Source organism: Candidatus Palauibacter polyketidifaciens, from assembly GCF_947581785.1.
Classification (GTDB): domain Bacteria; phylum Gemmatimonadota; class Gemmatimonadetes; order Palauibacterales; family Palauibacteraceae; genus Palauibacter; species Palauibacter polyketidifaciens.
The window spans coordinates 191,335-201,286 of the sequence record NZ_CANPVO010000013.1; the positions used below are offsets into that span (position 1 = coordinate 191,335).

A 9,952-nucleotide genomic window follows, 5' to 3' on the forward strand; every position below is an offset into this window, starting at 1 on the left:
GCCCGCTCCCCCTCACGCCCGCTCCTCCGTCACCCACCAGTACCGGAAGGCGGGCGGCAGGAGCTGCGCGAGGAGCCACCCGAAGAAGACCAGCGACAGCGTGCCGAAGACCGCGAACCCGACCCCGCTCCACGCGGACACCCAGTCCGGCGGCACGTAGGTTTCGCCCGGCGCGTGCACCGCCCGCGTCACGCCGACCGCCGTCCCCACCACGTGCAGCCAGAGCACGAGCCCCGCCACCGAGACGTTCAGCCCGATGAGACTCCACCGCACGGCCGGCGTGTGGAGCTTGTCCCAGGCGTCCTCTCCCTCGCGGGCCTGGAAGTGCTCGCTCAGGATCCAGATCACCGCGCCGAGCAGAATCATCGTGTCGATCCCGATCATCGCCCCCATCGCGTGTCCCGTAACGACGTACGTCCCGTGAATCACCGCGTTCAGCGGCGGGACCGAGATGAGGATGGCCCCGAACAGAATCCCGCACGTCCACCATTTCGCCGCCGCGAACGACCCGCGGGCCGCGCAGAACGCCGGGTCGCTCGGCGTCCGGAGCGCCCGCCACAGGTCGAACATGGCCCGCGCGAGCACGATGATCTCCATCATGCTCACGACGAAGGCGATCCACTTCACCGACTCCCGCCCCGGCAGATGATACGTGTGGTGGGCGAAGTTCGTGAACGAGTTGAGCAGTCCGACGCCGAACAGCATGTACGCGGTCGTCGAGCGCCCGTAGGCGGGATCCCCCGAGATGCGCTCGCCCAGGTAGATCACCGAGCCGTACACGAAGAGGTTGAAGCTGCCGACGAGCGTGCCCGTCGCCTTCCACTGGATCCGCATGTCCTGCACCGGATCCCCGAAGATCCCCGGGACCAGCCACATGTGCTGTTCCACGAAGGTGACGATGAAGAAGAGCATCCCCACGCCCCACATCGTCACGTAGACCGGCCGCTCCCAGAACCGCTTCCCGGCGAGGCGGAAGAAGTTCCACGCGTAGCAGATCCAGCCCGCGAGGATGAGGAGGGAGAAGAAGGGGTGGAAGCCGACGTACTCGCGGCCCGATCCGATGCCGAGGCCGAGCGTGAGGAGGATCCCGAGGCCCGCAGCCGCCCAGGTCAGGACCTGGACCCGGAGGCGCCAGCGGTCGCCCGGCGTCGGAGGCCCCTCGTCCTGGAGGAAGCGGTACACGACCGCCACGCCGCCGAGGAAGACCCAGGCGGAGGCGAACACCGTGTGGATCGGGCGCAACTGTCGCAGGTCGAGGCCGATTTGCTGGAACCACGGCGCGAGCGACGGCACTGAGTAGAACGCTGCGAGGATGCCGCCCACGAGCGTGATCGCGATCGCGATGAGTCCGCCGCGTATGAAGGTCAGCACGGCGAACTGGTGCGCGGGGTGGACGGCCGCGAAGGGCTTCACGGGTACTCCCACCACGGCAGCGCCCCCCAGTCGAGGCGGCGGTCCGCGGCCAGCGCCTGCGTCGCCGCCTCCAGTTGCTCGCGGTTGGCCGCCAGGAACTCGAGGAACGCGGTGAGCGCGGCCCGGTCGGCGTCGTCGAGCGGCGGCACGGGCGGCGGCATGCCGAGCAGGGGACGACCCTCCGCGAGCACCCGGTCGAGCGAGTCCGCCCCGAGCGACCCGGCGGCGAGCGACAGGTCCGGCGCCCCGACCGGCGAGTCGCGGAACGGAAAGTGGCACGCGCTGCACGGCCGGATGCGGTAGGCCTCGAACCCGGCGGCAACTTCGGCCAAGTCCTGACCCGTCCCGCCGGCCGATCCCGCGCCACCGGGCGTCCCGGCCCCGAGCGCCGCCTCGACCGCGCGCTCGAACGCCGCCTGCGCCCCCGCGCCTTCCCCCGGCGTCCCCATCCGAAGTTCGCCGCGGCCGATCTCCGGCCGGTCCATCTCCCGCAGGAAGGCCGCCATCGCCGCCGTCTCCGCGTCGCTGAACCCGAGCGGCGGCATCTGCCCGCTCCCCACCGTCAACAAAGAAACGAGCCGGGTCGAATCAACCCGGCTCGCGGCGTGCGTCAGATCCGGCCCGAGGAATCCCCCCTGACCGTAGAACTGGTGACAGGTTTGACAGGCGTACGCCTGCCAGAGCGCACGCCCCTCGCGCGCCGCCTGCGACAGCGGCTCGCTCCGCACGTCCGAGTACACCAGCCCCGTCTGGACTCCGAAGGAGAGCACCAGCACGGCCAACAGCAGCTTTTTCCGAGCCGGCGTAAACATGGGAAGCGGTTGCGGGGGCTGAAGTCGCGTGATCTCGATCCCCGAGATGATCCTTCCTCAAGGCGACGGTCGTCAAGCGCACGCGGGGAGCTTGATCATGGCACCTTACGAAAGTAGGCTTGATCGTAAGGTGATGGAGTCAACGCGAGGAGGAAAACCCATGCTTGTCAAGGTAACGGCGAAACGACAAGTCACGTTTCCGGCGCATGTACTGGACGTCATGGGCGTCCGACCCGGCGACCGTCTCGAACTGCTGGAGGGGTCCGACGGCTTCGTGATACGACCACACAAGATTGATCTGTCGCGTTTGGCGCCGCTGAAGGAGCAAATCGACCCCGACATCGCGCCCTTTGACGTTCACGCCTTCCGCTCCCAGCGACATGATCCTTCGCTACGGGATTGACACCTCCGTCCTTGTCCGCCTGCTCACGGGCCGACCCCGGGACCGGTTTGCCCATACGGTGGGATACCTGACGACCCTGGTGGGCGACGGCACCACCGTGGTGGCTTCCAATCAAGTGATCGGCGAGGCCTACGTCGCCCTCCAGCACCACTTCGGCGTGCAGAAGCCCGCCGCTCGTTCCGCCCTGATCCAGGTGCTGGGCAGCGGCCTGGTCGCACCTTTGAACGGGCTCTCGGTGATGAGGCTCCTGGACGCCTCCGGCGGCGCGGGGCTGCTTGATCGGCTCATCGTCGACGACTACGCGCGTTCAGATCTGGACACCCTGACCTTGGACAAGGCGATGGCCAGCCTCCCCCGCACCCGGTTCGTTTCCCCCTGACGTTCCCGCGGGAACGTTCCCTAGTCGGTGCGGAGGGCGTCGATACGATTACGCATCAGTTCAGCGTATCCGGCCGGGCGATAGCCTTGTTCAAGAAAGCGGATGATGCCGTCCGGATCCACATAAAGCGTCGTCGGATAGGCGAGGATCTCGAAGTCGAGCGCCAGTCCCGCATCGGCGAACAAGACGGGGAAGGTGTAGCCCTCTTCCGCGAGAAGCGCCTCCACTTCGCTCCGCGGGGAATCTGCCGTGACGATGGTGAGGAAAACCACCTCCTCGTCGCCTTCGTACGCCTCGAGCGAGCCTACAAGGTGGGGGAACTCCGCGAGGCACGGGGGACACCAAGTGGCCCAGAACTTCAGGACCACGACTTTCCCCACCAGATCGCTCAACCGCCACTCCACGCCGCGCTGATCTTCGAGGACGAGCGCCGGTGCCCGGCGATCAAGTCGTTCCCCGAGGGCCGTTTCTGCCAGCTCCGCCTCCACCAGCGGACTCCGAACGGCGAACCGCTCGTCCACAGCTTCGGGTGGGAGGCCAGCGGCCGCGGCGGCGCGCTCGGCGAGAGGCCGCAGTCGGACGCCGCCGAAGGCCATGACCTCCACGAAAGCGTCGAGCGCCTCGGCTGGTCGGTCGGTCTCCAGAAGATGGGTCCCAAACGCCCGTAGCGTCTGGGCGCTGCGGGATTCCGTCGCCAGTTCCTGGAACAACTCCTCGGCGGCTTCGGTCTCGCCGAGTTGCGCGAGCATACGAGCCTGGACGATCCGTGCCCGGTCGATCTCCCGTCGTCGATTCTCCTCGCGCTCGTATCCCTTCGCACTGGCATCCAGGAAACCGGGACGGTCCGCTCTCAGGCCCTCTTCTATTGCAACGGCCCTCTCGAGTACGACCTGCGGGCGCAGCCCCAATTGGATCAGGCCGTCCAGAGCCAACCATTGCTCCGCGTTCCGCCACGCAAGCACCTCCAAAGCGGCGTCGAACAGCCTCTCCGCCAACTCCGGAGCAAGTTCCGGCCCCATGGCCTGCTGGCCGACAGCCATGAACCGCCATGTCGTCCAGGTGGCTCGATTCTTCAGTGTTGTCGCCGCCGCAAGTCCCTCATCCGCGATGCGAAGCAGTTCCTCGGGCGACGACCCCTGAAACGCGGCTTGAAAGTCGGCGCTCAAGTCCTCGGCCAGCAGGTCGTCGGCCAGGACGCCCCGGTCCGACGCGGCGGTGAGACGCCCAAGCCAGTGGTCCGACTCCTCTTCCCGACCGATCAGGTCGTACCCGGACGCGAGGCGATAGAGAATCGAAGCCTCGGTTTCCGGAACATCGTCGCGAGCCGCGGCGAGCGCGTCCAGCGCCGCCCCGATGGAGTCCCGGATCGTCCCGGCGCGGTCACTTGCCCCCTCCTCCGCGGCGGAGACCAAGGCCGCTCCAAGCGCGTTCAGCATTAGGGGGTCCTCGGGTCGCGTTGCCAGTTGCTCGATCAGGATGGCCCGATAGCCATCGAGGTCGCCCAGTTCCCGCGCCGCTGAGAGGGCGCTGACGTAGATCATCGGACGGTCGCGGCTTGCTCGAAGTGCCTCGGGTAGCAGGTCGAGCAGCTTCTCCAGGTATCGGCGGTCCGTCTCGAAACGCCCGGCCAGGCGGAGAGACGTCATGTAGCCATCCCAAGCGACGGGATCGGCGGGCTCCAGTTCCAATGACTGTTCCCACGCCCGAGACGCCTCCACGAACAGATCGAAGTAATGGGCCAGCATCGCGTACTGACGGTGCGCCTCGGAGTCATCCGGCGCGGCCGTGCGGGCCGAATCGAAGCGGGCCATCGCCCGCTCCAGCCGGGTGGCCTCGACATCCGCCGCCGCGTCTGCCATCAAGGCAGTATGAGATCGCGCGTCGGCGCAGCCGACGGCGACGGCAAGACCTGCCAGAGTGAGAAACCTGAGGCGGTTCATCGAATCGTCTCCAGTCAGTTGATGCGCTTGTCGCGGCCGGTCCATTCGCGGTCGCGGAGGATGTATTTCTGGACCTTGCCGGTGGAGGTCTTGGGGAGGGGGCCGAACTCGATCGCGTCGGGGCACTTGAAGTGGGCAATGCGGTCGCGGCAGAAGTCGATGATCTCGCGCTCCGTGGCGTCGGCTTCCGGCTTCAGGGTGACGAAGGCCTTGGGGCGCTCGCCCCATTCGTCGTGGGGGATGGCGATGACCGCGCATTCCAGCACGGCGGGGTGGCGGGCGACGGTCTGCTCGACCTCGATGGTGGAGATGTTCTCGCCCCCGGAGATGATGATGTCCTTGGCCCGGTCGCGGAGTTCCACGTAGCCGTCGGGGTGCCACACGGCGAGGTCGCCCGAGTGGAACCAGCCGCCGCGGAAGGCCTCGTCGGTCGCCTCGGGCTGCGCGTAGTAGCCCTTCATGACGATGTTCCCGCGCATCACGACTTCGCCCATCGTCGCGCCGTCGCGCGGCACGTCCCTGCCCTCCCCGTCGACGACCCGCATGAGGTCGGAGGTGACGAACCCCTGGCCCTGGCGGGCGAGCAGCCGGGCCTGCTCGGCGGGCGGGCGTCCGTCCCAGTCCGCGTGCCAGGCGCAGGTGGCTGTGGGGCCGTACGTCTCCGTGAGACCGTAGGCGTGAATCGGGTGGAAGTTCAGCGCCTTCAACTGCTCCAGCAGCGTCGGCGAGGGCGGCGCCCCGGCGATCATCGTCCGCACCGTGTGCTCCAGTGGGCGGGCCGCCGGATCGTTGACGAGCATGATCTGCACGGTCGGCGCCCCGCAGTAGTGGGTGACGCCCTCCGACTCGATGAGCGCCCAGATGCGGCCGGGATCGACCTCCCTCAGGCACACGTGCGTGCCGCCGACGGCGGTCACCGCCCACGTGAAGCACCACCCGTTGCAGTGGAACATGGGGAGGGTCCAGAGATAGACGGCCGCCGGCGTCATCTCCATCTCGATGAGTTCCCCGATCGCGTTCAGGTACGCGCCGCGGTGCGTGTACACGACGCCCTTGGGACGGCCCGTCGTCCCCGACGTGTAGTTCATCGAGATCGGGGCTTCCTCGTCCGTGGGGCCGGCCGGGAGCGGGAGCGCCGCTTCGCCGCCGGCGAGGAACGCCTCGTAGGGATCGCTGGGCGCCCCGGTATCGTCGATCCGCACCACCGTCACCCCGTCGCCGCGCAGCGCGTCCCCGTCAACGAGGCTCTCGAGAGCCCGGTCGACGAACAGGTACCGCGCACCGCTGTGCTCCAGGATGTAGGCGATCTCGCCCGCCCCGAGCCGCGTGTTGATCGCGACCAGCACCCCGCCGGCGGCCGGCACGCCGTAGTGCGCTTCGAGCAGAGGCGGCGTATTCGGCGACAGGAAGGCCACCCGGTCCCCCGGCTTGAGCCCGGCCCGCAGGAGTCCCGCCGCCAGCCGCCGTACGCGAAGCTCGAACTCCCGGTAGGAGTAGCTGCGGCCGCCGTGCACGACCGCCGCCTTGTCCGGGTATACGAACGCACTCCGCCGCAGGAACTCGAGCGGCGTGAGTTCCGTCCGGTACGGGCTCCGCTCGCTCACCCTCCGCCGGCTTCGGCGAGCAGGCGGCGGTACACGTCCCGGGCTTCGTCGAACTGGGCGTAGACGTGGTCCTGCTCGGACTGCGACCGCCAGCCGGGCCACTCCCGCGCCTGGCGTTCGAGTTCGTCGATCCAGTCGAGGCCGTACTGCGCGCCCGCCGCGTCGCGGATCGCCTCGCCTCCGACGGTGAACCAGACCGGGTTCGTGAACCCCTGCGGGTAGGCCGCGTCGAGCGGGAACCGTTCCTCGGGCTCTCCCTCCGCCCGCAGGTGAATCCAGCCACTCCCGTCGATCTCGACGTCGCCCGACCAGGAGGCCGACATGCGGTCCTCGGAGAGTTCGAGTTCGAGGGCATCCTCGCCGTCACGCACGAGCCAGGCGCGGGTCAGCGGCACGATCGACCGCACGCTGGCCACCACCTCCACGCTCGTCGCGTCCGCGCCCAGACCTAGGACGGAACCCGGGATCTCCCCGTTTACCGTGAGTTCGACGAGCGGCCCGTTGGTCACGAACGCCGCCGCGCCGCGCAGGCCCTCAAACCACCCATCGGCCGTCAGGCGCCCGTCCGGCGGGCGCACGTATGTCCGCATGGCGCCCACGAGCGGCGTGGCGTGCAGGTTGCTGATCGAGTCTTCCCCGCCGGTCGCGCACACCCGCACGTCGTTGCTCCACAGCGCGTAGAGCGGGAAGAAGCCGGCCCGCTCGGCCGTGGACCACTCGAGCGCGTCGCTCGTCCCCAGCACGGCGTCGACCATGAACCCCTTCCCGCCCATCAGTCCGAACGTGAGCGGGTCCACATCGCCGAAGTAGGGGTGGACGTAGCCCGTCGTCGCCCCCTGGTCCTTCGCCTTCCGCATCATGTCCGTGTTCGACGGATACAGGCTCTCGATCGCCGTCCCCTCGTATCCCGTCGTGAACGGTGAGATGAGGTGGTCGCGCATCCCGAACATGAACACGTGTCCGTAGAACGGCGGCCGGTACTCCTGCCCCACGATGACGACCATGTCCTCCATCTCCGCCGACACCGGGTGCTCCCCGCCGCCGGGCACGAAGAACTGGTGGTCCAGGATCCGGTTGTCCTTGTTCGCCACCTGCTCGTTCACGATGTCCTGGTCCTCGGCTGCGGACATGAACATCAGGTTCTCGAGCGAGTTGTGGAGGTTCCCCGCGTAGTTCATGTGGACGTGCGTGGAGCCGTTGTGCCAGCCGTCCGCCGAGAGGTCCGCGAACCGGTGCAGCGTGACCGCCAGTTCGACCGTGGCATCCGCCTCGATCGCCACCTTCATGCGCTGCGGCTCGATCTCGAAGCCCTTTACGATGGTGAGGTCCGCTTCGCCCGGCGGGAGCGCGACCGTGAACGTCCCGTCCGTGTGGAAGGCCGGATAGCGCCCGCGCTGGCCGATCCGGGCGTACTCGTCGGGCGGGGCGTGGTACTTGCCGTCCGGCCCGAGAAGGGTCACGCGCGCCGGCACCGGCTTCCGCCCGCTCGCGTCCGTGCGCACCGTGACGGAGAGCATGCCCGTCGGCCCCGCGTAGGTGCGCTCGCCGATCTCGATCCGCCGCCGGCCGCCGCCGTAGGTCTCGATGAGTTCGAGCTGCGGGAGGCCGCCCTCGTTCGTGATGTAGGCGATCGTCTCCCCATCGGGCGACCAGCGCGGGTGGAAGGCGTCGTGCTCGAAGAAGGTGAGCTTGTAGGGCTCGCCGCCCGTCGTCGGCTGCACGTACAGGTTGTTGAACTGGTCCGCCGCCCCCGCCGTCGACGAGTAGACGAAGCGCCGGCCGTGCAGCGACACGTCCGGCCGTGTGCGGTACAGCGTCTGCTCCCGCAGCACCGTCCGCGCCTCCAGGATCCCGTCCGCGCGCGCCGGGACCCGGATCACGTTCCCCGAGCCCAGCGGCACGTCGCGGTTCGAGACGAGGAGGAGTTCCTCGCCGTCCGGCATCCACGCGGGCGAGATATACATGTCCATGGGCCCGAAGTAGAGCCGGTTGTTGCCGTAGGAGTTGTCGCTCGTGACCGCGATCTCGGGCCCCGCCCAGTCGCCGTCCGCCACGTCCCGGATGTAGACGTTGAAGTACCCGTTGGGCGCGCTCGACACGTAGGCGAGGCGCGTGCCATCGGGAGAGAACACGGGGTCGGCGTACACGAAGCGGTCGTCCGTGAGCACCCGCGTCTCGCCCGTCTCCGTGTCGAGGATCTCGAGCTGGACCCGTTCGCCGCCGTAGTCGGCCGTGTACGCGATCCAGCGGCCATCGGGCGAGTAGGAGGGGGATGAGTGGTACGTGCCCCCGCGCGTGAGTTCGGTCGCGTCGCCCGTCTCCACATCCACTTCCCAGACGGAGCCGGCCATCCCCACGGCGATCGACTCGCCGTCGGGCGACCAGGTCGGGAACCAGGGCGTCGTCCCCGGCGCCGGCGGCAGGTAGTAGTTGTGCATGTAGTTGCCGCCGTGCCGCACGCCGGGGTATTCGCCGAACGGGGGCGGTGGCTCTTCGGCGAGGAGCGGCGCCACAGGCCGGGCCGAGGCGGACTCGAGCAGCCCCGGCTCGCCGGCCATACCGGGCGCGTCACCGCCGGGTTCGCAGCCGAGGGCCATTCCGGCGGAGAGGACGGAGACGATGAGGACGGGAGCGGGGCCGATACGCATGGCAGCTCGCAGGTCGGGGGATCGCCGAACGGAGCCCCCAACTTGCTCCGCGCCGACGGCCCCGCGCAACGCGAACAGGCTGCTTGTGTTCGGGGCCCGCGATCAGGCCCCGTCTTCGAAGTGGAGCGTCAGGCTCCGGGGAGGCGGTAGGAGACGCCTCGGGCGACGGCCTCGTCGACGGTTTCGGGGTCGATGAGCACCGTCACCGAGACGGTCAGGGCCCCGGCGGCGGCGATGTTCAGCGAGAGCGTCGTGGCGGCGGTCGCGTCGGGAAGATCCGCGATCAGAAGGAGGTCGTCGTCGCCGAAGGCGTAGTAGAAGCCATCGAGGGTGCCGCCCGCGCTTTCGACCGTCTGTCTCAGCGCTTCGCGGCGTCCGGTACCGCCCTCGGCGATCAGACCCTTGAGGCCGGATCGTGTGTAACTCGTGCGGAACATGTACTTGGCCATGGTTCTCCGTATCCGTTGTTGTGTGGTTTGGGGTGGTTCTCGGTCGGTCAGCAGGTCAGGCAGTTGTCGTTGTTGTGCGAGCCCAGGCTCTCGAGGAGCGCGACGGTCTCGGGGAAGGGCGAGACGCGCTGCACCGGGCCGTTCGCCATGTCGGCCGTCGTCTGGCCGCGGCGGCTGACGACGGTGACGTCGCCCCCCACTTCGACGAGATAGAGGATCATCTCGTTGTCGCCGCGCGAGGCGGCGTTACTCCATAAATGATGACATAGCACCAATGTATATGAGGTCATGCCATTATGCGCAG

General features: G+C 68.5%; 9 protein-coding genes. 2 read left to right on the forward strand and 7 right to left on the reverse strand.

The genetic code is table 11. The annotated features are described in order from the left end of the window. Positions 1-12: 12 nt before the first annotated feature. Both RN729_RS02980 and RN729_RS02985 read right to left on the reverse strand, forming a co-directional pair. Positions 13-1,413 carry a cbb3-type cytochrome c oxidase subunit I gene (locus RN729_RS02980; RefSeq protein WP_310782189.1) on the reverse strand — a complete coding sequence of 467 codons (1,401 nt, stop codon included), beginning with the start codon at positions 1,411-1,413 and terminating at the stop codon, positions 13-15. Further along, positions 1,410-2,225, reverse strand: a complete 816-nt coding sequence (locus RN729_RS02985) for a c-type cytochrome (protein WP_310782190.1) — start codon at positions 2,223-2,225, stop codon at positions 1,410-1,412. The genes RN729_RS02980 and RN729_RS02985 overlap by 4 nt, the downstream gene beginning before the upstream one ends. A gap of 160 nt (positions 2,226-2,385) precedes the next feature. On the opposite strand from RN729_RS02985, the gene RN729_RS02990 reads away from it, so the two are divergent. After that, on the forward strand, positions 2,386-2,628 hold the full coding sequence (locus tag RN729_RS02990; protein WP_310782191.1) for an AbrB/MazE/SpoVT family DNA-binding domain-containing protein: 243 nt from the start codon (positions 2,386-2,388) through the stop codon (positions 2,626-2,628). After that, entirely contained in the window at positions 2,606-3,007 is a 402-nt protein-coding gene (locus RN729_RS02995) for a hypothetical protein (protein ID WP_310782192.1), read from the forward strand. The genes RN729_RS02990 and RN729_RS02995 overlap by 23 nt, the downstream gene beginning before the upstream one ends. Before the next feature lie 20 nt (positions 3,008-3,027). On the opposite strand, the gene RN729_RS03000 is transcribed toward RN729_RS02995, so the two are convergent. From RN729_RS03000 to RN729_RS03020, 5 genes are all read right to left on the reverse strand, one after another. Next, a complete protein-coding gene (locus tag RN729_RS03000; RefSeq protein WP_310782201.1) occupies positions 3,028-4,866 on the reverse strand; it encodes a redoxin domain-containing protein in 1,839 nt (612 codons plus the stop codon). A gap of 95 nt (positions 4,867-4,961) precedes the next feature. Next, the gene (locus RN729_RS03005) at positions 4,962-6,551 is read right to left on the reverse strand and encodes an acyl--CoA ligase family protein (RefSeq protein WP_310782193.1); all 1,590 of its coding nucleotides are present in this window, start codon (positions 6,549-6,551) and stop codon (positions 4,962-4,964) included. Then, positions 6,548-9,199, reverse strand: a complete 2,652-nt coding sequence (locus RN729_RS03010; RefSeq protein ID WP_310782194.1) for a CehA/McbA family metallohydrolase — start codon at positions 9,197-9,199, stop codon at positions 6,548-6,550. The genes RN729_RS03005 and RN729_RS03010 overlap by 4 nt, the downstream gene beginning before the upstream one ends. Before the next feature lie 128 nt (positions 9,200-9,327). Further along, the gene (locus RN729_RS03015) at positions 9,328-9,648 is read right to left on the reverse strand and encodes a GYD domain-containing protein (RefSeq protein ID WP_310782195.1); all 321 of its coding nucleotides are present in this window, start codon (positions 9,646-9,648) and stop codon (positions 9,328-9,330) included. A 47-nt stretch (positions 9,649-9,695) separates the two neighbouring features. Next, the coding region (locus RN729_RS03020; RefSeq protein ID WP_310782196.1) for a hypothetical protein at positions 9,696-9,952 on the reverse strand (257 nt) is incomplete at its 5' end.